Source organism: Nostoc sp. 106C (genome assembly GCF_002154725.1).
Taxonomy (GTDB): Bacteria; Cyanobacteriota; Cyanobacteriia; order Cyanobacteriales; family Nostocaceae; genus Aulosira.
Map to the genome: position 1 here is coordinate 16,529 of NZ_MTAW01000096.1, position 22,812 is coordinate 39,340.

Below are 22,812 nucleotides of genomic sequence, written 5' to 3' on the forward strand. Positions count from 1 at the left end.
CATAAACTTTGTCTTACACCAAAAATCCTAAGCAGAACATCAAACATTCATTCTGATAAAATGAGCTATTTTAGCAATAAAAAATATGATTACTGAATTATCTTTTTCTCCTGCTGATATTATTCGCAAACAGCGTGATTTTTTTCAGACTGGTAAGACTAAAGACGTTGCTTTTCGGATTGCACAATTAAAAATTCTTAAGCAGGCAATTCTAGAGAATGAACAAGCCATTGTTCAGGCATTGAGAGCAGATTTACATAAACCAGAATTTGAAACTTACGCTACAGAGATTTTTGTAATTAAGGAAATTGATTACGCCATCAAAAATATCAAAAATTGGACGAAACCCAAAAAAGCCCCAGTTACCATTGACTTTTTTCAATACTCAGCAAGAATTTATCCTGAACCTTTAGGAGTTGCTTTAATTATTGGCCCTTGGAATTATCCATTTAACTTAATTATCTCACCATTAATCGGTGCGATCGCCGCAGGCAATTGTACAATCCTGAAACCTTCAGAACTTGCACCTCATACGTCTAGTCTGCTGGCTGAGATGATTGTTAAATATTTCGAACCAGCATATATTGCCTTGGTAGAAGGTGGTGTAGAAACCAGCCAAAAGCTATTAGCAGAAAAATTTGACTATATCTTTTTTACTGGTGGTACCAATGTCGGGAAAATTGTCATGGAAGCAGCGGCAAAATACCTCACACCAGTTACTTTGGAATTAGGTGGTAAAAGTCCTTGTATTGTAGATACTGAAATTAATCTAGAGCACACAGTAAAGCGAATTACTTGGGGCAAATTTCTAAATGCTGGTCAAACTTGTATTGCTCCTGACTATATTTTAGTTGATAAAAAAATTAAAACAAATTTAGTAGATGGTCTCAAAAAATGTATTAAAGAATTTTATGGAGATAGCCCTGCTAGTAGTCCTGATTATGCCAGGATTATCTCTCAAAAACACTTTGATAGATTAGCGAGCCTGATCAACAATGGTGAAGTTATCATTGGTGGTGAAACTAACCCTGAAGAGCGTTATATTTCCCCAACCGTGATTGATAACATCTCCTTGGATGCTGCGATTATGCAGGAGGAAATTTTTGGACCGATTTTGCCAATAATTGAATATAGCGACATTAAAGAAGCGATCGCCTTAATTAATTCTCGACCAAAACCCCTGGCTTTATACTTATTTACTCAAAATAAAAACCTACAAAAGCTAGTTTTGCAGGAAACTTCATCTGGTGGAGTTTGTATCAACGATACAGTGATGCATTGTGGTGTGCCATCTTTACCATTTGGTGGTGTAGGTGATAGTGGTGTTGGTAGCTATCACGGTAAAGCGAGTTTTGATACTTTTTCCCATAGCAAAAGTGTCTTGCAAAACTCCTTCTTATTAGACTTAAAATGGCGTTACGCTCCATATCAAGGGAAATTAGCTTTTCTCAAGCGACTTCTTGGTTAATAGTCTGCAAAGGTAGGCTTTGTATCTCTAGCCTTAGGCTTCTAGCTTGAGGGCGATAAGCTTAAACCCGTTTCTTAATTACCAATTACCAATTAGTAATTAATTGTCAGTAGCTATAACGTTCTTCCGCCCAAGGTTCACCACGGCGATGGTAGCCATTACGCTCCCAAAAACCAAGTTCCTCGCGATTGAGAAACTCTAAACCATTGATCCACTTGGCACTTTTCCAAGCGTAGAGATGGGGGACAACTAGCCGCATGGGTCCACCATGTTCTGCTGGTAAAGGCTCACCAAATAGTTGAAAGGCAAAGAAGTTTTCTTCACGCAGAAAGTCTTCCATTGAGATATTGGTAGTGTAGCCACCATAGCAGTGTTCCATGATATGAACTGCTTCTGGATCTACTTCAATTAAACTCATGAAGTCTGCTACTTTAATGCCAGTCCATTTAACATCAAGCTTAGACCAGCGCGTTACACAGTGAAAATCTGCTGTAAATTCAGATTGGGGTAATGCCATAAAGTCTGCCCAGGTAAAAGTGGCAGGTTTTGCTGAACCCCATACCCGAAATTCCCATTCTTCTGTGCTAATTTGCGGAGTTGCACCATAAGTTAAGACTGGGAAGCCTTTAGCCAAGTGTTGGCCAGGAGGGACGCGTTCGCTCTCTTCTTTGTCTGGTTTCTGAAAAAATTTTCCTAACATACTTGTAGAAAAATTGGTTTTTTCAAGTTAATTTGTTCTCTTGAGATAATTGTCTGAGTATTTGAGGATTTGGTCTACCCTCAATAAAAGACAAAATAATAATTGTGCTCAATACTAAATAGCTAAGAATTACTAAAGCTACCTTACTGTTAATAAATTATTGGCGCATCAGTCATGAGTAATATTTAATGGGGTGCGACTAATTACTTATTACCAATTTATTATTAACAAAATGGGCTTTTGTAAACTACTTAGTTAGTCATTCTGCAATCAGAAAAGCAACGATAGAGCGCTTATATAACAGCGTTATTCGTGCTTTTCGTGACTAGAGAATTATGATTCTTCTGCTTCCTCTTCTTCAGCAGTTGGGTAGACAAATGTAGAGCGTCCAGTCAAAATCGACTTGCCTAGGGAAAGAGCTTTTTGAGCTTCAACAGCAGCTTTATGTCTCCAGGTAGCTCGGCGTTTATCTCGTTTAGACTTAGATGTTTTCTTCTTAGGAACAGCCATGATAGCGGATATCGCAATTCTTGACAACCTTTTTATTCTAAGCCATCCATTGACACTGGCAACAAGAACTCCGTTGGTAATTGAGACAAGGAGATAACAAGAAATTGTGAACCAAGAAGATGCAAACAAGGGTAGACTCGAAGAAATTCTCCTTCTCTGTGTGTCTGTGTCCCTGTTTCTCTGCATCTTCTTCAATGGCTATTTGGTAGTGGCTGGTTGTCCCGGATTGGGGGTTGTAGGATTTTGTCCTGTATTTGATGTTGTGGAATTTTGTTCAAACCACAGTAGTGATCGCGCCGTTTTAAAGTAAGTTGCCCAACGCTGGGGATCGGGGCGAGTTCGCCATTGCGGACGACTAACATCTAAAGCCAAAACTGGTGCGATCGCTCCCTGACTTTGTACGGATACAATTACTGAAACATCTGTCACTAAAATATCTTGATCAAAGCTTCGTTGAGCAGCTGCTCTGGCTGCCGCTTCTGCCCTTCTGAGTATGGTTTCGTAATTTTCTTCTGGCAAGCGATCAATCGCAAGATCAACTCTAGCGGTGTAAGCCCTTACAATCTGAGGGGCGATCGCTTCACACGCAAACCACACAGGAACCCCAGAGAATAGCAAAACTGCTATCGGAACTATCCGGATTTTTCTGGCAAATTGGCTAATAACTGAAAAGGGAATGATCGATGATGGTTGATGAGCAACTCTTCTACTCATGACTTTGAGCTTCCTTACTAAACAATCTCTAATTTAAATTGAGTGAAAGTAATTTCCGGCTAAAATATGTAATAAAAATTACATACTATTTTGAGTCTGATGGGAATCTCCTAGACTATAAGACATAGGTTAACTTTGTTTTTTCAGCAAAGCCAACCACAATTTTAGGCAAGCAAACAATAAGCGACAAAGAGGGGATGGCAAATTACTGGGCGATTACTATTGGCATCAATCAATATCATTTATTTCAACCTTTAAGTTGCGCCCAAGCTGATGCCGAGGCGCTCAAAGACTTTTTGTCTACAGAGGCAGGTTTTATACCTCAACACTGCCTGCTGATGACAGACACTTCTGTGCCGATTAGAGATAGATCCACCTATCCAACGAGGGAGAATATCTTCCTGTTATTAGAGGATTTGGCAGCATCATATTGGCAACCACAAGATCATGTGTGGTTGTTCTTCAGCGGTTATGGCATCAACTACAAAGGACAAGATTACTTAATGCCAGTCGAGGGGAACCCCGATCTCGTGCAGGAGACTGGCATAGAACTGCGATCGCTAATGCAAAGTCTGCAACTTACTGGGCTGAATGTATTGCTACTGCTGGATATCAACCGCGCTTTCGGCACTCAAGCGGATGCCCCTGTTGGACAAGAAACGGTAGAACTTGCTCAAGAACTACAACTAGCAACAATTCTTTCTTGCCAACCAGAGCAATTCTCCCACGAAAGCAGTGAACTAGGTCACGGATTCTTCACAGCAGCGTTACTAGAAGCTTTAGGTTCCGGTCGTGGCAGTAGCTTGGTGGATTTAGAAAGCTACCTGAGCATTCTCACGCCAAAATTGTGTCAAAATCATTGGCGACCGATACAAAACCCGATCGCTGTGATCCCATCTAAGCAGCAAATTATCCTGCCGCGATTGAGAAGCAATAATACACCGAATAAAAGTGAAGTAGAATCCGTTATTTTTCCAGAAGAATCTTTTGCGGTTGCACGTGCAGCACCCTCTCTTGCAGCAAATTCCGCTAAAACTTCAGAGAAGTTACAAACAACGGCTACACCTAGAGAACTCCAAGGAGTGGAAACTACTGTTAGCCGCAGATCCAACCAAGGGAAGTCTTCAAAATTTCCAGCAGTCAGCGAGAAATTGGAGAGCCAACAAGTCCAAGGCTCAGGTGGCAATGTAGCCTCCCAAGCAGTTCTGAATCCAGATCGAAATCTCAAGCAGCAACCCCAGATGCTCCCACCTGCTCAAGAGGTGAATGCTGGGGGACGGTCTATTCCTGAGTCTTCCCCACCTTTCATCTCCCAAGCGCCTGTAAATCAGGTAAATACTCCATTTTGGCAGCAGCTTTTATGGTGGGTGGGAGGCAGCTTATTAATAGTAGGTTTAGTCGCAGTAGTTTTTCTCCGCAATCAGACACGATTTAGAGTTGCTGAAGTATTCGGGACATCGTCTAATACTGCTACTAATGAGGCAAAAGATCTTAAGAATTTACCAAATGCTCGCTCAGTTTCCAATTCCACTACACCAACTCAAGCCACCAAACCATCAAACTCGCCCACAGCTTTCAATTCCGAGTCACAAAAGCGGAATAAAGCAGTTTTAGACCTAGCGAAAATGTCGCTCAGGGAAACTCAAGCTAGTGATTTAAGCTTGGCGATCGCCACGGCTCGTAAAATTCAATCGGGTGAACCGCTTTACGAACAAGCTCAAGAGGATATTAAAATCTGGAGTCGGATGATTTTAGATTTGGCAGAAGGTCGTGCTCAGCAAAGACAGTATCCTAGTGCGGTTGCTGCGGCGCAATTAATTACCAAAGACGAATTACTTTATCCCAAAGCACAAGCTCTGATTAACCAATGGCGACTAGAGGCCAAACAGTATGTCAGTAACAAAACTCTTTTAGATGCGGCTAATGCCTTAATTAAGCCTGGACAAGCATCTACATATAATCGTGCTATCGAAGTTGCCAAGAAAGTCCCACCAGGTCAACCAGGTTTCGATACAGCACAAAAATCAATTAATAAATGGAGTGACAAAATTTTGGATATGGCGAAGAATCGCGCTGTCCAAGGGGAACTCAATGCAGCAATTGAAACTGCGGCCTTAGTGCCAGAGATGACATCTGCTTATGAGGATGCTCAAGAAGCTATCCAAAAATGGCAGGTAAGGCGGATTAAAAATTAGTCAAAAGTTCAAAGTCTAGAGTCCAGAATCAATGGCAGTTTGCTTTAATTCTGGACTCTTTATTTAATGACTCAGAATTGAGAAATAATAACTTGGAACTTGGCAGTTACTACAACGGAGGGAGCCTCAACGGCTTTAAGTCGGGAAACTCGCCTAAGGTACTGGCTCCTCAGCACTCTGTATTAGCAGTACTGCGACACATCCTCTCCACATTCATCAGCTAGATAGCATAGCGCCCGGAAACGTAAGCCCACTACTTCTTCATATAAAGGATTAAGCTTACACATTGGCGGAATGTGAAATACAGTTTTGCCAAATAATTTGACATCACGCTCAAAAGGACATTGAGAAGGAATTAGTTTACACAAGCGGTGAGCTAATTCGCGATCGCGGACTTGAATTCTGTCTACTTTTTGTCGTAGGGGCTGGAGAATATCACAGTAAGACTGAGCAGCAGAACGTGGCAGCTGGGTTAGGTGGGTCTTAGTAGCTTCTGCTTGATTTATCGATACCCAGCTTGCTAAAAAAATTCTTTTTGTGGTATTATCGAATACCTTCATGGTTACTCCTCTATTTGATTGAGGGTATTCACCTTAACGATGAACATATACATAGTGGCTACGACCGTTCCCGGAAAAATCTTGTTCTGACTGGATGCAATCTGATGTTATCCGTAGCCGCTTTAGTCAGAACCCATTTATAACTACGTCAAGTTAAACGCAATTTCCCCGTAATCGGAAGTGTAGTATTCTGATCTTCTTCATAACTTGACACAGTTAAAATTTTAGTGAAGACATCTATCTTTGGGTGGGTTTTTTGTTAATTGTTACAAAAATTAACAATATAATATATCACTGAGTACAAATACTAGCCGCTAAATTCTATACAGATCGGGCGGCTTATGCATGATAATATTTCACTTTCAAGTTGCAACAATTAAACGGACTTGGAGACACGGAGTGTATAGCAATTAAAGATTTGGTATTAGATAGACAGCAGGTTTTTATCATGTATAGTCGCCAATGTCAATAAAAAAAGTAGATTTTCTTTAATTATTCCTTCTTGTCTGACTTGTCCCTTGAAAGAATTTGTTCCCCAGTTACTGGTGTGAGGAATTACTGCTCAATCACTAGGTAAAGCGAGTGACTGTCCTTGAATTTGCAATCTATGGCGTATTAGGGCTGACTTACCTGGGGTTAGCATTGGGCTACATTCCTGGTTTACGCATGAACCGTGCCACCATTGCCCTAGTGGGGTCTGCCTTTTTAATTGCTTTGGGTGCTGTAAATTTGCAGGAGGCATGGCAGGCAATTGATGCCAATACCATCATATTTTTACTAAGTATGATGGTAGTCAACGCTAACTTAGCCTATGCAGGATTTTTTAGGCGATCGCTATCAATACTTTTGAGTTTGACTAGCAGTCCACTAGGCTTGTTGATTGCCTTAACTTTTGGTAGTGGTATTCTCTCTGCCGTTTTTCTCAATGACACCATAGCGCTAATTTTTACACCGCTGACATTGAGCCTGACTCAAGCATTAGGTTTAAATCCTATACCTTTTTTATTAGCGATCGCAGGTGCAACTAATATCGGTTCTGTTTGCACTCTCAGCGGTAATCCGCAAAATATTTTAATTGGCTCATTTTCAGGCATTCCCTACCTAGATTTTCTCCGCGCGCTTGCCCCAGTAGCCTTAACTGGTTTAGTGATTCAGGTAGGATTATTATGGTTATTTTATCCAGAGGTACGTTCCATCCATCCTTGTCAGCAGAAAGTTGATGGAAATGATCGGATTTTCAAACCTTTATTTAATAAAACATTAGTCATCACCACAGGATTGCTCATTGCCTTTGCTATTGGCTTTCCTCTAGCGGAGTCTGCTTTAGTTGCTGCTAGTTTGTTGTTGATTACGCGGCGACTCAAACCACAGCGCATTCTCCAAAAGATAGATTGGAACCTGTTAGTAATGTTTTCGGGATTATTTATTCTCACCAAAGTCACACAAAATTTAAATTTATTGCAGTTATTTACTCATGCAGTTAACTCATCTGCGAGTTTTTTGAGTGTAACTGTTGTCTTATCTAACTTAATTTCAAATGTTCCGGCTGTACTTCTTTTACACCCTCTAATTCCCAAAAATGAGACTCACTACTGGCTATTACTAGCAGCTGGATCTACATTAGCAGGTAATCTAACTTTGTTTGGTTCAGTTGCTAACTTAATAGTCGTAGAAGCTGCTACCAATTTAGGCTACAAGCTTACTTTTCGGGAGCACCTACGTTTTGGAGTACCGCTTACATTGTGTACTTTAATTTTAGCTTACCTGTGGATTCACTAGGTAAGAGAAGATTATTGAACTATAGGAAATATTAGGTTACAGGCTTAAGATGCTGCGCTTTCTGAACATACCAGACAGCTACTTTACGTCTACAAGATATCTGAGTTAGTCTTGAGCAAGGGGACATATGTATCACATAATCTCAGTGTATATGGTTCGCCTTGCTTTAGAGTCTTTGAGCTATATGTAATAGGTTCAGCCGAAATTCAATGTATCTTACTCGGATTGTACCTCTACATAGTAGAGAGACAAATTACTGATTTGTAGAGGTTATGGAATATGACTTTATGGGATAGAGAAATTGATGCTGAACTAGAACAATTGAAAAAAGAGTTAAGGAAGCGCAACCTTAATAATGATTGTTCTTCTGGAGGGATGGAGAATGTTCTTGAACAACTAAACAATCTGGTAGGTATGCAGAATGTCAAAGATGAAATCAATACTCTGATCAACTTTTTGAAAATTCAGAAACTCCGCCAAGAAAAAAAACTTGCTACTGTTTCTGTTACACTTCACTCTGTGTTCTGTGGCCCTCCCGGAACTGGAAAGACAACAGTAGCTCGTTTAATGGGCGAAATATATAAAGAACTAGGGATACTTTCTAAAGGTCATCTTGTCGAAACTGATAGATCTGGATTGGTAGCAGGGTACGTTGGACAAACTGCTATTAAAGTCGATCAAATTATTGAGTCAGCATTAGATGGTGTGTTGTTTATTGATGAAGCCTATGCATTAAAGCCGGAGACCTCGCGTAATGATTTTGGGCAAGAAGCTATAGATACACTTTTGAAAAGAATGGAGGATTATAGAGGCAGGCTAGTAGTAATAGTTGCTGGTTATAGTGAAGAAATGTCTAGATTTATAGATGCCAATCCTGGATTACAGTCAAGATTTAACAAATATTTCTATTTTGAAGATTATAAGCCTAACGAATTACTAAATATTTTTGAAAAAATTTGTGAGCAGAACCATTTCCATCTTACTGAGCAATCACAAAAAACATTACTGAATAAATTAAATGATTTATATCTAAGTCGAGATAAAAAATTTGGTAATGGAAGGCTTGTAAGAAATATTTTTGAAAAATCCATCGAGAAGCAAGCAAATAGACTTGTCAAAATTTCTGAAGTCAGCAAAGAAATGATGATGAAAATTATGCCCGAAGATATACCTTAAATCTAATAGGTTTTGTCACAATCTTTTTTTATACTTACTCCAAAACACAAAGACGCTCAGAAAAAACTTTGCGTCTTTGCGCCTTTGCGTGAGGCTATAATTCTAAATTCTTTACGATGCTACCTGAGCAGCAGTACGAGTGCGGCGTCTTCTACCATCGCTTACTTTTACAGGTGGCTCATCAGGAATCTGCATTAACAATGTCACAGTAGGTTGACATTGCAGTTCTCGACGGATGGAGCGTTGCAATTCTCTTTCTAACATCCCTTGCAATCCACCCCAATCTACTTCTAATTGCTCGCCTTCACTGGGTTGAGCAAATTCTGACCAACGAACTCCCAGGATTTCTTCAATTCGCTGTTGTACCCATTTTTGTAAGAGCGATCGCTCTATACTTGTCACTACACCCCGCAGATGAATTTCTGGCTTGGCTAACAATTTACCACTCCAATCGATGGCGGCGGCGATGGTAACAATGCCTTCGGAAGCCATGCGTTGCCTTTCTTGCAGTACTTTGGCACTAACCATACCAGAACTAGTAGTATCCACCAGTTCAATCCCAGAAGGCACTTTACCAGCGACGCGGATGGCATCTTCTGTCAGTTCCACGATATCGCCATTCTGGATCACGATCATGTTTTCTGGGGGAATGCCCATACTCTGAGCCGTTTGGGCGTGCTTCACCAACATCCGGTGTTCTCCGTGAAATGGCACGAAAAACTTCGGTCGAGTTAAAGCAATCATCAGTTTTTGGTCTTCTTGACAACCGTGACCAGAAACGTGAATTCCTTTATCTCGACCATAGACAACGTTTGCCCCTTGCAGCATCAATTTATCTATAGTATTGACAACTGCGATCGTATTTCCAGGAATCGGGTTAGCGGAGAAGACTACCGTATCTCCTTGACGAATTTTAATGTGGGGGTGTTCTTTATTGGCAATTCGAGTCATTGCTGACATCGTTTCACCTTGAGAACCAGTAGTAAGAATCAGTACATTCTCATCTGGCATACTGCGAACAGTATGTAACGGTTGCAACAGATGATCTGGACACTTGATGTAACCTAGATTGCGAGCGTGGGCAATCAAATTTAGCATCGAACGACCAACAACTGTCACTGTGCGGTTGTGCTTCTGCGCCAGATCTAAAATCATGTTGATGCGATGGACGCTGGAAGCAAAAGTAGTAACAAATAATCTCCCTGTGGCTTGAGAGAATACTCGGTCAAGATTGGGATACACGGAACGTTCAGAAGGAGTAAATCCGGGTACTTCTGAGTTAGTTGAATCACTCAACAGACAAAGCACGCCTTTCTCACCGTGTTCTGCTAACCGTTGTAAGTCAAATCTCTCCCCATCTACTGGAGTGTGGTCAATTTTAAAATCTCCTGTATGGATGATGATACCTATGGGTGTATGGATAGCAACGGTAAAGCTATCAGCGATGGAGTGGGTATTGCGAATATATTCTACAAAGAAAGATTTCCCAATTCTGACTACATCTCGAGGAAGAACCGATCTTAATTCTGTGCGATCGCGTACTCCTGCTTCTTCTAATTTCCCCTCTAGCATCGCCATTGCTAGCCTTGGACCGTAAATTACGGGTATTTCAAACTGCTTGAGGTGAAATGCAATACCGCCGATATGATCTTCATGACCGTGGGTAACGATCATCCCTTTAATTTTATGGCGATTTTCCCTTAGATAAGTCATGTCTGGCAGGACAATATTTACACCATGCATTGCCTCTGTAGGAAAGGCTAAACCTGCATCTAATAGGATGATTTCATCGTCATACTCGAAAACACAAGTATTTTTACCAATTTCATGCAAACCGCCCAAAGGAATGATTTTTAGGGCGGAGCCAGCTTCGTTTTTAGCCATTTGCTCCTTGGATTGTTGTTTGTGGTTAATTAAGTTAAAAAGTTAGCGAAATTGTACTAAAGACAACATTAGCTGTCTTATAAAGTCACTCCCAAAGCAGCCTATTTTGAATCAGATCTTCTATTGTTGGTTCAATAAAAATGGACTTTAAACTGAAGGATTCATAATATATCTATTTAGCCCTAGCACAGGCGTTTTAAGTACACCTTGGTATAAATTATGTATGTTCCTTGTTTATATGTATCTATGGCAACCAAAAACTTGCAAGCGCTCAACAAGTTGGCACCTAGATTAAACTAAGTTCTTTTAGAACCACCTCTAACTTGTGACTGACTTCTGGATCAGCTTCGCATAGGGGCGGACGAGTTGAACCTACCTCCCAACCTTGAAGTTTTAGTGCTTTTTTAACTGGAATAGGATTTGTAGTTAAAAATAAAGCTTTAAACAGCGGAAAAAGTTGAAGATGAATCTCAGTCGCAACTTGAATTTTACCCACACTAAAAGCTTGAATCATCTGCTGTAGTTGGTTTCCTACCAGATGAGAAGCTACGCTCACCACGCCCTTTGCTCCGATCGCTAACAAAGGCAAGGTTAAAGAATCATCTCCAGCGTAAATCTGAAATTCTTGTGGTGTCAAGCGGCGAATTTCACTCGCCTGGTCTAAATTTCCACTAGCTTCTTTTATCCCAACAATATTATTAATCTCCGCTAACCGGGCAACTGTTTCGGAACTGAGGTTTTGACCGGTACGACCTGGAATGTTGTATAACAACACTGGTAGGTCGGGACAGGCTTGTGCTACCGCCTGAAAGTGCTGGTAAAGCCCTGCTTGTGGCGGTTTATTATAATAAGGAACAACTTGTAAAGATCCATGTACTCCTATTTTAGCTGCCTTTTGGGTGGCGGCGATCGCTTCTTTTGTGGAGTTGGAACCACATCCTGCTATCACCTTGGCTTTTTTAGCTACAGCCTGCAACACCTCAACAAACAACTGGTATTCCTCCTCCCAACTTAGGGTGGGGGATTCCCCTGTTGTACCACACACCACCAATGTATCTGTACCGTTGTTAGCTAGATGTGCTGCTAGTTCTGCCGCTACATCATAGTTGACGCCGCCATCTTCTTTAAACGGCGTAATCATAGCGGTTAAAACTCTGCCAAAATCTCCCACCCTCTTTTCACTCCTGATTACCTTTTTGTTTTTTGTAGCTTGGTGGTTTTCTATTTTAATAAACTATCTGCAAATTGCTTTAAGCGTGAGCCGCAGATTTGCTGAGATTTTCCTGTATCTTTAAAATCGAGGCTAAATATCCGCAATTTAACTTGCTATTTTTTTAACTCATAGCCTGTGCTATTGCAGGCTTCAGTAGATTTTTTTCTACTAATAACTCGGCAATTTGTACTGCATTTAAAGCTGCACCTTTCCGGATTTGGTCACCACATAACCATAGCTCCAAGCCGCATGGATGAGAAATGTCCTGACGAATTCTTCCCACTAAAACTTCATCTCGACCAGTGGCTTCAATTGGCATCGGAAAATAATTTGCTCTCCAATCTTCTACCAATTTTACCCCAGGGGACTGACTCAATATTTCCCTAGCTTCATCTGGACTAAAAGGTGTCTCAAATTCTATATTAATCGCTTCCGAGTGAGCACGCAGTACGGGAACCCGCACACAAGTGGCGGTAATTCTGATTTGTTGCGTTCCCAAAATTTTGCGAGTTTCGTTGACCATTTTCATTTCTTCCTCGCAGTAGCCCCAATCGTTTAATGGAGAATTATGAGGAAATAAATTAAATGCCAAAGGGTAAGGCAATACTTCTGCAACAGGCGCTTGTCCTTCTAAGATAGCGCTTGCTTGAGTTTTCACCTCTGCCATTGCTTTTGCGCCAGCGCCACTAGCAGATTGGTAGGTTGCGACTACAAGCCGTTGTATTGGTTTTACTTGATGTAGAGGCCATATTGCCACTGCCATCAAAATTGTTGTGCAGTTGGGATTAGCAATAATGCCTTGATGATGAGCAGCAGCTTGGGGATTGACTTCTGGTACTACTAAAGGAACTTCCTCTTTCATGCGGAAAGCACTGGAGTTATCAATCACTACAGCGCCCTTCTCGACTGCTTTTGCTGCCCAAGTTTTGGATGTAGAACCACCTGCACTCGCCAGTACTATATCTACATCATCAAAGGCGCGATCGCTTACTGCCTCTATTGGTAAATTTTCTCCCTTAAAAGGCAGCGTCCGCCCCACACTTCTTTGTGATGCCAACAACTTTAAATTAGATAGCGGAAAATTCCTACTCTCCAATAATTCCAGCAACTCGGTACCAACAGCACCAGTTGCACCCAAAATAGCTACATTATAGGATTTAGACAACCTTGCTTCCTCCTTTAAGAGGTTATTTACGATTTATTGAACCGATGCAAAACTTATTTCACTATTTAAATGGCAGTCGTATACATTAACATTAAATAAAATTTTCTTTACTTTTTTTAAATTTATTCTTTCGTTTTTCCTAATTAAATTATTAACTTTTCTTGATTTAATTAATTAACTAATCTTCCAGTTTTCGCCAATTTCCTTTGTTTTGTTGACATTCACAGTTTTGGTACTTTTATTTATTTAAATTATATTATTATACAACGAATTTATTCAGCAGCGAAAGAATTAAAATTCTCTACTTAGGCATTGTTAAAGTTTCATAGTTTTCCAGATAACACAACAATTTTGCCTGTGAAGGTGGGCTGCAAAGATATATGGATGTACTATGATCCAAGTGAAAGAAAACCAGCAAAACAGCTAACTGAGCTATGCAGCAATGCAGTCAGTCCCAATCGATCCAACATGGAAATCCAAGTTCCTACTTGAACACCAGGATATCACGCTGTTAGCCTTGTGAATCATAAATCCACTTTCGTGCCTAGATGATGGAGTGTGCAACCCCCAACATCAGCACATCAGCAGTGGTTTTGGATTCTTTCACTCATGCTTGGGACTTAGGATGAAGCACTTATTGTAATCGACTTTGGAGGTGCGATCGGTAAACTTATTGCACTAAGATGTTCAGTCTTTTGCCATTAGCAGTACACTGGATCTCTGCTGAAGGGCACTGATCCATCATTGGATTCTCATGATGCCTTGTGGGCATTGGCCATCCCAGCTAAGAGACATCAACGAAACACAAGCGCTCAATCGCGTTTTGTCTGTACTCGGAGTCAAAAATACCAGAAAACAGAGACGAAGCATGAAAGTCACCCAGGAAAAACTTCCCGCCAGCCAAATAGGATTGGAAATAGAGATTACACCGGAAATTACCAAACAAACTTACGAACAGGTAATTAAAAACCTAGCTAGTACTGCCAATATTCCTGGGTTTCGCAAAGGCAAAGTGCCTCGGCAGATTTTGCTACAGCGCCTAGGCACAACTCGCATCAAGGCAGCAGCTCTAGAAGAACTAATTCAAGATGGAATCGAGAAAGCTGTTAAACAAGAAGAAATTCAAGCTATTGGGCAACCACAGTTACGCTCTTCCTTTGACGAATTGATTAGTAATTATGAACCAGGTAAACCGCTGACCTTTTCTGCTGCTATCGATGTGGAACCAGAAATCCAGATAGCCCAGTATACAGGTTTGCAAGCCAAAGCAGAGGAAGTCAAATATGACTCGGCTCGGGTTGATGAAGTTCTGGATAAAGAACGCCAAGAACTGGCAACATTGATTCCTGTCGAAGGGCGTGCTGCTCAAATTGGCGATGTCGCAGTCTTAGATTTCAAAGGGGTATTGGCGAAAGCTGAAGGTGAAGACGAATCTACAGAACCAACGCCAATTCCTGGGGGAGAAGCAACAGATTTTCAAGTGGAATTATACGAAGATCGATTTATTCCCGGATTTGTATCTGGCATAGTTGGAATGAATCCAGGGGAAACAAAAGAAATTTCGGCTCAGTTTCCAGATCCTTATGCTAACGAAGAGTTAGCAGGCAAACCGGCTTTGTTCACAGTGACCCTTAAGGAACTGAAGGAGAAAGAGTTACCCGAATTGGATGATGACTTTGCTAAGGAAGTCAGCGACTTTGAAACGTTAGCGGAGTTGCGGACTTCTTTAGAAGAGCGATATCAAAAAGAAGCAGAACAGAAAACTAAAGCCAATAAGCAAGAAGCCTTATTAGCAGAACTGCTCAAACATGTAGAAGTTGATTTGCCAGCAACCTTAATTGAGCAGGAAGTAGATGCAATGCTGACGCAAACAGCAATTCGGCTGTCGCAGCAGGGGCTGGATATTAAGAAGTTGTTTACCCAAGATATTATTCCGCAGTTACGGGCGCGATCGCGCGATGAAGCAATTGAACGGCTGAAACGCTCCCTAGCTTTACAGGAAGTGAGTAAACGTGAATCTATCCAGGTGACAGATCAAGAAATTCAAGCTAGAGTCACAGAACTGTTGCAGCAGTACTCACAAGAAGATGTGGACGAAGATAGACTGCGTTCAGTAGTGGAAAATGAACTGTCAACCGAAAAAATCGTCGATTGGCTGTTAGAACACTCATCCGTTGAACTTGTTCCTGAAGGCTCTCTAAATATCCCAGAAGCAACAGAAAGTGTAGATGCGGAATCCGAAGCACTATCTGCACCTGAGGTTGAAGGAGAAAGTGGTGAAGCCGCTACGAGCGACGAGCCTACTAATCCTGAGTAAACAAACTCATGCCACATGGCAAAAATCACTATCTACTTGCAAAAGGTGGAAAAGTCTGTAAAATTAGCTTTCTTACCTTTTGAATTGCAAAAAGCAGGGGGAGGTACAGAGAATAATTATTGAGTTATTGGTACTTAGAAACGCCAATCTACTCTGGTTAAGGTCTTGTAGGTAGGGTAGCAAGTAGCCATCATGAAAAGCTTATACCAAGACTCATGAAGAATTATTTCTTCCCTTGCCACCCCTGCTATCCCTGCTTTTTTTAGTAAACTACCCGACTATCTCTTCAGCAGCTAAACTTAAGACAATGGTTAAGATATCTTAAAGAAATTACTGTCTCCAGTACCGCCGTGGCTAGATACTGTGTTACACGAGAGATTTAGATGAGGCATAATGGTTAACACATAGCTCAAATAAAAATCTAAATTAGTGAAAGAGGCAGCACTGGCTGCTTTAGTCTTTGTCCCACTTAGTTGTCAAATGTTTTTTATGCTTGTATCACAGTCGGGAAATTACCCAATTAGCAGCTTCAGTAGAATAAATATTAATTCTCACTTAAGCAGCCCCAACAACATCGTACCGATGGTGGTAGAACAATCCGGTATGGGAGAAAGGGCATTCGACATCTACTCCCGCCTGCTGCGAGAGCGGATTATCTTTTTGGGAACGCCAATAGACGATGCCGTTGCCAATTCCATTGTTGCCCAATTATTATTCTTGGATGCCGAAGACTCAGAAAAGGACATTCAACTATACATTAATTCTCCTGGTGGCTCGGTCTACGCAGGGATGGCAATCTATGATACAATACAGCAAATCCGTCCTGATGTTGTTACCATCTGTTTTGGATTAGCCGCAAGCATGGGAGCATTTTTGTTAACGGCAGGGACTAAGGGTAAGCGTATGTCTCTACCCGACTCCCGGATTATGATTCACCAACCACTTGGTGGTGCTCAAGGGCAAGCAATTGACATTGAAATTCAAGCTAGAGAAATTCTTTACATTAAAGGTAAGTTGAATCAGTTACTGTCTGAGCATACTGGTCAACCCCTAGAAAGAATTGAAGCAGATACGGAACGCGACTTTTTCATGTCGGCGGACGAAGCGAAGAACTACGGTTTAATTGACCAAGTAATTTCCAGACAAAATATTCCCACACCAGGGGAAAACGTCACCATTCTGAAATAAGAGGCTGGTATGTCTAAATACGACTCCCATTTAAAATGTTCGTTTTGTGGCAAGTCTCAAGAGCAGGTGCGTAAATTGATCGCAGGGCCGGGAGTCTACATCTGCGATGAATGCGTTGACTTGTGTAATGAAATCCTAGATGAGGAATTACTCGACACAAATGGTGCCGCAGCGTCGCAACCTACACCAAAGTCGGAACCACCTCAGAAACGCCGTACCCGCTCTGCCAGTCTCTCGTTTAATCAAATACCCAAGCCTAGAGAAATTAAAAAGTATCTAGACGAACATGTCATTGGTCAAGACGAAGCGAAGAAAGTGCTGTCAGTGGCGGTTTACAATCACTATAAGCGTCTGGCAATAGTTCAGTCAAAAGCCAGTGGTAAAGCTGGGACGGAAGATGCCGTAGAACTGCAAAAGTCCAATATTTTGTTGATTGGTCCTACTGGCTGTGGCAAAACCCTCTTAGCACAAACGCTAGCCAAAATCCTCGATGTACCCTTTGCCGTTGCCGATGCCACAACTCTGACAGAAGCTGGGTATGTAGGCGAAGATGTGGAAAATATCTTGCTGCGACTGTTGCAGGTGGCAGATTTGGATGTCGAGGAAGCGCAACGGGGAATTATCTACATCGATGAGATTGACAAAATTGCTCGCAAGAGTGAGAACCCCTCAATTACACGCGATGTTTCTGGCGAAGGTGTACAGCAAGCTTTGCTGAAAATGCTGGAGGGAACGATCGCTAACGTACCACCTCAAGGAGGACGCAAGCACCCCTATCAAGACTGTATTCAAATTGATACCAGTAACATTCTGTTTATCTGTGGTGGTGCTTTCGTTGGCTTAGAGAAAGTAGTAGATCAGAGAGTGGGTAAAAAGTCAATAGGCTTTGTACAACCAGGAGAAGGCCAAACAAAAGAAAAGCGGGCAGCAGATACACTTCGCTATTTAGAACCAGATGACTTGGTGAAATTTGGCATGATTCCCGAATTCATTGGCCGGATACCGATGGTAGCCGTGGTAGAACCACTGGATGAAGAAGCTTTGATGGCAATTCTCACTCAACCACGCAGTGCTTTAGTCAAGCAGTACCAAAAACTGCTGAAGATGGATAACGTCCAATTAGACTTTAAAACAGAAGCCTTGCGAGCGATCGCTCAAGAAGCCTACCGCCGCAAAACTGGAGCTAGAGCATTACGGGGCATTGTCGAAGAACTCATGTTGGATGTAATGTACGAGTTACCATCTCGCAAAGACGTAACTCGCTGTACAGTCACGCGGGAAATGGTTGAGAAGCGTTCAACTGCTGAACTCTTGGTACATCCGTCTTCGCTACCTAAGCCAGAATCAGCCTAATAGTCATGAGTCATGAGTCATTAGTCATTAGTAAATGATAATTAATCTAATAACAAGGGACAAATGACAAATGCCTTACATTAATGTTCGTGGAGTTGAGCATTACTACGAGTGGGTGAAAAAACCATCTAATTCCTGGGTAAAGCCAGTGATGGTTTTCATCCACGGTTGGGCTGGCTCGGCTAGGTACTGGCAAAGTACGGCTAATGCTTTATTAGACCAATTTGATTGTTTGCTTTATGATTTACGAGGCTTTGGGCGTTCTAGTGGTAAACCAACCATAGTCCAAGCAAGCGAATCTGTTGCTGCATCGCAATCTCCTCAAGAAGAAGTGGCAGCAATTGAAGAATTAACTTATGAATTAGAAGAATACGCTGATGATTTAGCAGCGTTGCTAGATGAGTTGCAGCTTCAGCGTGTTTATATCAATGCTCATTCTATGGGCGCATCCATCGCAGCTTTGTTTTTTAACCGCTATCCCCAAAAAGTCGAACGGGGAATTTTAACTTGTAGCGGGATTTTTGACTACGACGAAAAAGCTTTTGCTGCTTTTCATAAATTCGGAGGCTACGTAGTCAAATTCCGTCCCAAATGGTTAGGAAAAATACCATTTGTTGATCGGATGTTTATGGCGAGATTTCTGCATCGTTCCATACCAAAAGCTGAGCGCCAAGCCTTTTTGCAAGATTTTCTGGAAGCTGATTATGATGCTGCCCTCGGAACAATTTTTACCTCAGTAAGTAAAGCACAATCTGAATTGATGCCGCAAGAATTTGCCAAGCTAACAGTGCCAACACTGCTAGTAGCAGGAGAGTATGACAAAATTATTCCTGCAAAGATGGGGCGGCAAGCAGCGGCAATGAATGACAAAGTTGTGTTTGCCATGCTTCCTAATACAGCCCATTTTCCAATGCTAGAAGATGCCCCAACTTACCTACAGCGGGTGCGGGAATTTTTGCAAATTCCTACAGCAGTTAATTAAGCAAGAGCACAACAATGTTCCCTATTAAGAATTTAGGCGTTGCTGATTGAAAATATGAATTAGCTTTACGCATTCGACGAGGTTCTTCCCGCAGGTAGAGGCAAAGGAAAGAATGAAAAGAAAGACTTTTGCGACAGGTCTATTATTTGAATTTGTATTAGCTGTAATAATGAGGAATAAAACTAAAAAATTCTTCTCAATTCCTCAATTCCTGCTGTTTTAAAATTGCATCTACCCAAGCTAAATTTTCTGCTGATATCGCAGGTACAGGTTCTTGAGTATAGTCAATCACCAAATCATAGTTACCTTCGTCGTAGAGTTCACTAATTAATGTTTGTAGATCTAATAATGGCTCTGTATCGCCTTCACGTAAAGGTAAGGAAAAAGAAGGTATCGGATTTGGTAAATTAAAAGCGTATAAATCAGCTTTAGGACGTTTGGCAGCGCGGCTGACTAAAATTCTATAATCAGTTTGCAGGTTATTTTGTAATTGCTGTATTGGTTTACCATCTCGCAGCAAATCAATTTCCACTAAATTGGTATAACTTTCTAAAACCTGTAACCGCTTTTTTGTATATGCATTTCGTCCTTCTCCTGGACGTTTGTTTTTTGGAGATAGGATTTCAATTATAGTTACGACTTCTTGTGTTGCTACATCTCGTACTTCTAAATAAGTCTCTTTGACAGTTTCTGGCATAGTCAGATCAATTGTCACAGCTTCGACTGATGGTGAAGCAACAGCGATACTAGCTGGTGCTGGTGATAATTCTTTTTGCGTACTCTGCACCGCGACATCAGCAACACCCACTAGCAGCGAATCTTCATCAATTGTTTGATACACTCGTTTTTCAATGGCAACTTTATATTTAGGACGCAATTGAGGATTCAAGTTCCGGAAAATAGCCGCTATGAGCAGATTGTGAATTTCTGAGCAAAATAGTGGATTTTCTAAATACGGGTTCATCCCCGGAAATGGGGAAGCCATCGCTACACCTGCAAATAGTTCATAATTTAATTCTCATAACCTTAATTCCGCCCAGCTAGAACTCGTCCGGCACTCACATCCAAATCTGAGAAAATGGGAGAGATGATGCGTTCTTGCCCACGAAATGCGATCGCATCATAAAACCCTTCTAATAAAGTGCATACTGTTACCACTCCTGGAATCGGATCAATAATCCAGTATTCAGGAATTTCTAGAACAGCAGACTCGGAACGCTTGCTGCGGTAATCTGTGGTTTGAGTTGATTCGCTAACGACTTCTACTACCAATATGGGGAAAGGTTGATTGAATTCAATGACCGCTTCCCGGTTGAAGAGTGCTTTCCACTCCTCTGTTGGTAAAACTACCACATCTGGAACCCGCGAAGTATCCCAGCGTCCGCCGCGTGGTGAAAGAATCCCGACGGCAAACTTTTGTGCTGTCCAATTCCTTCCCATTTTGGCACTTTCGTGATTAAAGGTTTGCTCTAGAAACTTGGAAATTCCGCCGTGCTTACCAGTGCCAAGACTGATGGGGATTAATTCTCCATCAACCAATTCGTATTGGGTGTCTGTGCCATCGTCATACTTGAGACAATCGGCAAAAGTAAGTTTTTTGGTTGCTGCGGTCATAGCGATCGCGCTCCTCATCATTGTGGCTAGATGATTAACCCAAACCCAATTCTCGTTTCAATAAATTAATCGACTTAGTACCAATGTAATTATCAACCTTAATTAATTTGGGCGGGCGAATAATATCTTCAGATGCAGCTTGTACCGCAGCTTGCACCGCTGCATAACTTGCTTGATCGCTGATGATTACTTCAGCTCGCTTGACGATCGCCTGAAGTTTGTAAGCATCTTTTGGTTGCGTAGTCATCACCAGTAGTTCATCCCCCCGCAGTCCGTGGAGAATAACTTCGGCGGCGCGAGCAATTCCAGAACTCAGGCTAACTATGCCGACACAATTTTCTTTGGGCAAGGTTTTCAGCAGATTGAGTTCTTTGGAATAGTCATAGATATCTAAAGGAATCACCCGTACAGCTTTCGGGGCAGCAATTTCTTCTACATCTCCTATAAAATACCGACTAGTAACGACTGTGGCAGAGGAAGTTTTATCTAGTACAGCCGTTAATTCTTCCATTGGTACTAACTGTATTGGTATATGCAAAGCTTTTTCTAATTCATATACCATCAACTCGCCTGCACCGATGTCGTAAGAAGGCACTGCCACCAACACTTGGGAACTGCAACGCAAGCGCCAATCCATTTCCGCTAAAAATAATTCTCTCGCCTCCGAGAGAGAACATCCTTGGGAAAGTAGCTCATCAAGTGCTTGCTGCACAATTTTGTAGGCATCGGGATGTTGCTTAAGAGTCGGTGATTGCAGCTTGCTACCGCCCTCATGACCTTGGGCACGTACATAAATCCCTGAACCAGCTAAGCTTTCGACAAATCCGTCTTCTTCTAGCTGACGGTAAACCTTGCTGATAGTATTGCGGTGTAAACCAGTTTGCATTGCCAGCGCTCGTGTACTCGGTAATTTATACCCAGGTGGATATTGCCGGGAAGCGATCGCAAACCGGATTTGATTAAACAGCTGGGTTGATGCGGGAATTTCACTGTCTGGCTGAATGCGGAATTGAATCATCACCAAACCTCCTAGGTGCTAGTGGCGGCATGTGACCAGCTGCATCTGCTACTTGTTAAATATTTTATTTATACATTGAATTTCTTTAGAGGAAATTTCTAGCGTACTGACTTTTGTTAATTGATAATCTGATGACAGAAAGCTTTGAGATACTGGCATAGTTATATCAAACAATCATGCAACCCTGGTAAAAACTATTATGACAGAGCGAGCAATCGACACCAAAACGGTTCAAATTTCGCAAGATAATTTTTCAATATTAGCTTACTTAGCACAACCACAAGAATCAGGCTCTTACCCAGCAATTGTCGTATTGCAAGAGATTTTCGGTGTTAACGATCATATTCGGGATGTCACAGAACGGATCGCTCGATTGGGTTATATAGCGATCGCGCCTGCACTTTTCCAACGCCAAGCACCGGGTTTTGAAACTGGCTATACTCCAGAGGATATCGAAATTGGTAGAGGCTATGCCATGCAAACCAAAGCTTCAGAATTGTTGGGCGATATTCAAGCCGCGATCGATTACTTGAAAACCCTCCCGAATGTTAAAAAAGATAGCTTTGGCTGTATAGGATTTTGCTTTGGTGGCCATGTAGCATATCTTGCTGCCACACTACCAGATATCAAAGCTACTGCTTCCTTCTATGGTGCGGGAATTACTACCCGTACACCAGGGGGCGGTGACCCCACTGTTACTCGTACCAACCAAATTAAAGGTACGCTTTACGCCTTTTTTGGGATGGAAGATGTAAGCATTCCTGTTGAACAGGTAGATGAAATTGAAGCAGCGTTAGAAAAATACAAAATTCCGCACCGTGCGTTTCGCTACGATGGAGCTGATCACGGATTTTTCTGCGACCGTCGCGCCAGCTATAATCCTAAAGTTGCCGCCGATGCTTGGGAGCAGGTGAAACAACTCTTTGGTCAACTGGCCTGAAAACCTACACCGTCAGTAGGGGTAAAGCACATTGCT

19 protein-coding genes are annotated in these 22,812 nt (G+C 41.7%); 9 read left to right on the plus strand and 10 right to left on the minus strand.

Features of this window, described 5'->3' with window-relative positions:
• Positions 1-85 precede the first annotated feature (85 nt).
• A complete protein-coding gene (locus tag BV375_RS12230; protein ID WP_086760783.1) occupies positions 86-1,468 on the plus strand; it encodes an aldehyde dehydrogenase in 1,383 nt (460 codons plus the stop codon).
• 106 nt (positions 1,469-1,574) lie between these two features.
• Here BV375_RS12230 and BV375_RS12235 read toward each other — a convergent pair whose 3' ends face one another.
• The 3 genes from BV375_RS12235 to BV375_RS12245 form a co-directional block, all read right to left on the minus strand.
• The gene (locus tag BV375_RS12235) at positions 1,575-2,168 is read right to left on the minus strand and encodes a sulfite oxidase-like oxidoreductase (protein WP_086681734.1); all 594 of its coding nucleotides are present in this window, start codon (positions 2,166-2,168) and stop codon (positions 1,575-1,577) included.
• Positions 2,169-2,501: 333 nt separating this feature from the next.
• A complete protein-coding gene (gene rpmF, locus BV375_RS12240) occupies positions 2,502-2,678 on the minus strand; it encodes a 50S ribosomal protein L32 (protein ID WP_086760785.1) in 177 nt (58 codons plus the stop codon).
• Between the two features lie 198 nt (positions 2,679-2,876).
• On the minus strand, positions 2,877-3,392 hold the full coding sequence (locus BV375_RS12245) for a hypothetical protein (RefSeq protein ID WP_086760787.1): 516 nt from the start codon (positions 3,390-3,392) through the stop codon (positions 2,877-2,879).
• A gap of 197 nt (positions 3,393-3,589) precedes the next feature.
• Here BV375_RS12245 and BV375_RS12250 point away from each other — a divergent pair, with 197 nt between their 5' ends.
• Positions 3,590-5,587 carry a caspase family protein gene (locus BV375_RS12250; RefSeq protein ID WP_086760789.1) on the plus strand — a complete coding sequence of 666 codons (1,998 nt, stop codon included), beginning with the start codon at positions 3,590-3,592 and terminating at the stop codon, positions 5,585-5,587.
• A 182-nt stretch (positions 5,588-5,769) separates the two neighbouring features.
• Here the strand turns inward: BV375_RS12250 and BV375_RS12255 are convergent, their stop codons facing one another.
• Positions 5,770-6,147 carry a Mo-dependent nitrogenase C-terminal domain-containing protein gene (locus BV375_RS12255; RefSeq protein ID WP_086760791.1) on the minus strand — a complete coding sequence of 126 codons (378 nt, stop codon included), beginning with the start codon at positions 6,145-6,147 and terminating at the stop codon, positions 5,770-5,772.
• Between the two features lie 582 nt (positions 6,148-6,729).
• Here BV375_RS12255 and BV375_RS12260 point away from each other — a divergent pair.
• Together BV375_RS12260 and BV375_RS12265 are read left to right on the plus strand one after the other, a co-directional pair.
• Complete coding sequence (locus tag BV375_RS12260) at positions 6,730-7,926, plus strand: anion transporter (protein ID WP_086760793.1); 1,197 nt, start codon at positions 6,730-6,732, stop codon at positions 7,924-7,926.
• A 279-nt stretch (positions 7,927-8,205) separates the two neighbouring features.
• Positions 8,206-9,102, plus strand: coding sequence for an AAA family ATPase (locus BV375_RS12265; protein WP_086760795.1), 897 nt, complete (start codon positions 8,206-8,208; stop codon positions 9,100-9,102).
• A 111-nt stretch (positions 9,103-9,213) separates the two neighbouring features.
• Here the strand turns inward: BV375_RS12265 and BV375_RS12270 are convergent, their stop codons facing one another.
• From BV375_RS12270 to BV375_RS12280, 3 genes are all read right to left on the minus strand, one after another.
• Positions 9,214-10,986 carry a ribonuclease J gene (locus BV375_RS12270; RefSeq protein ID WP_086760796.1) on the minus strand — a complete coding sequence of 591 codons (1,773 nt, stop codon included), beginning with the start codon at positions 10,984-10,986 and terminating at the stop codon, positions 9,214-9,216.
• A 286-nt stretch (positions 10,987-11,272) separates the two neighbouring features.
• Complete coding sequence (gene dapA, locus BV375_RS12275) at positions 11,273-12,157, minus strand: 4-hydroxy-tetrahydrodipicolinate synthase (protein ID WP_086760798.1); 885 nt, start codon at positions 12,155-12,157, stop codon at positions 11,273-11,275.
• A gap of 163 nt (positions 12,158-12,320) precedes the next feature.
• Positions 12,321-13,364 (minus strand): aspartate-semialdehyde dehydrogenase, encoded by a 1,044-nt coding sequence (locus BV375_RS12280; RefSeq protein WP_086760800.1) that lies wholly within the window; start codon positions 13,362-13,364, stop codon positions 12,321-12,323.
• 868 nt (positions 13,365-14,232) lie between these two features.
• Here BV375_RS12280 and tig point away from each other — a divergent pair.
• The 4 genes from tig (at position 14,233) to BV375_RS12300 (ending at position 19,204) form a co-directional block, all read left to right on the plus strand.
• Positions 14,233-15,681: a trigger factor gene (tig, locus tag BV375_RS12285; RefSeq protein WP_086760830.1), complete on the plus strand. Its 1,449-nt coding sequence runs from the start codon at positions 14,233-14,235 to the stop codon at positions 15,679-15,681.
• A 489-nt stretch (positions 15,682-16,170) separates the two neighbouring features.
• Positions 16,171-16,869, plus strand: coding sequence for an ATP-dependent Clp endopeptidase proteolytic subunit ClpP (clpP, locus tag BV375_RS12290; RefSeq protein ID WP_086760833.1), 699 nt, complete (start codon positions 16,171-16,173; stop codon positions 16,867-16,869).
• 9 nt (positions 16,870-16,878) lie between these two features.
• Positions 16,879-18,222 carry an ATP-dependent protease ATP-binding subunit ClpX gene (gene clpX / locus BV375_RS12295; protein WP_086760802.1) on the plus strand — a complete coding sequence of 448 codons (1,344 nt, stop codon included), beginning with the start codon at positions 16,879-16,881 and terminating at the stop codon, positions 18,220-18,222.
• Positions 18,223-18,292: 70 nt separating this feature from the next.
• Positions 18,293-19,204, plus strand: coding sequence for an alpha/beta hydrolase (locus BV375_RS12300; protein WP_086760804.1), 912 nt, complete (start codon positions 18,293-18,295; stop codon positions 19,202-19,204).
• 196 nt (positions 19,205-19,400) lie between these two features.
• On the opposite strand, the gene BV375_RS12305 is transcribed toward BV375_RS12300, so the two are convergent.
• The 3 genes from BV375_RS12305 to BV375_RS12315 are packed head-to-tail and all read right to left on the minus strand — an operon-like array spanning position 19,401 to position 21,836.
• Positions 19,401-20,189, minus strand: coding sequence for a DUF4058 family protein (locus BV375_RS12305; protein WP_086760806.1), 789 nt, complete (start codon positions 20,187-20,189; stop codon positions 19,401-19,403).
• Positions 20,190-20,230: 41 nt separating this feature from the next.
• Entirely contained in the window at positions 20,231-20,818 is a 588-nt protein-coding gene (locus BV375_RS12310; RefSeq protein WP_086760808.1) for a Uma2 family endonuclease, read from the minus strand.
• A gap of 34 nt (positions 20,819-20,852) precedes the next feature.
• Positions 20,853-21,836 (minus strand): GntR family transcriptional regulator, encoded by a 984-nt coding sequence (locus BV375_RS12315; protein WP_086760810.1) that lies wholly within the window; start codon positions 21,834-21,836, stop codon positions 20,853-20,855.
• Between the two features lie 199 nt (positions 21,837-22,035).
• On the opposite strand from BV375_RS12315, the gene BV375_RS12320 reads away from it, so the two are divergent.
• The gene (locus BV375_RS12320; protein ID WP_086760813.1) at positions 22,036-22,776 is read left to right on the plus strand and encodes a dienelactone hydrolase family protein; all 741 of its coding nucleotides are present in this window, start codon (positions 22,036-22,038) and stop codon (positions 22,774-22,776) included.
• Positions 22,777-22,812: the final 36 nt, after the last annotated feature.